Origin of the sequence: Clostridium sp. CAG:43 (assembly GCF_000434655.1) — a bacterium.
GTDB classification, from domain to species: domain Bacteria; phylum Bacillota; class Clostridia; order Lachnospirales; family Lachnospiraceae; genus Otoolea; species Otoolea fessa.
This window is the reverse complement of the sequence record NZ_FR895061.1, coordinates 4,713-5,165: the sequence shown is the minus strand read 5'-3', so window position 1 is coordinate 5,165 and position 453 is coordinate 4,713. Positions and strand designations below refer to the sequence as shown.

General features: G+C 57.2%; 1 protein-coding gene. It reads right to left on the bottom strand.

All coding sequences use genetic code 11. The features are described 5' to 3' along the window. On the bottom strand, positions 1 to 453 hold a 453-nt coding region (locus QVO97_RS05000; RefSeq protein WP_288188991.1), incomplete at both ends, for a histidine phosphatase family protein.

Here is a 453-nt window from a genome sequence, read left to right as displayed (position 1 = left end):
CTGTTCCAACGTCCCTGTCTCATTCAGTGCAAGCAGCTTTCCCATCCCCGTCGAACGGTCATACGAAACAACCGACAGACTGGCATTCGCCACAATGATCTCCTGCGGCTCCCGATGGAAACGGAGCAGATAATTCATCAAAAAGACGAGGATCCCACCGTGCGCCACGATCACCGCATCCCCGGCTGTCTCCTCCAAAATCTGTCGGATCGCCCGTTCACTCCGCGCCTCGCAGGATTTTCTTGATTCTCCGCCGGACGGGATGCCGACCATCGGCTGTTCCCTCCACAGATGAAATTCATCCGGGTACTTTGCTTCCACCTGCTGCCAACTTTTGCCTTCCCAGTATCCAAAATCGCGCTCCCGCAGCCCCGTCAGGCGGCGGAGCGGTAATTTTTCTTCCTTTGCCAGGATCTCCGCCGTCTGGAATGCACGCGCAAGCGGGCTGGCATA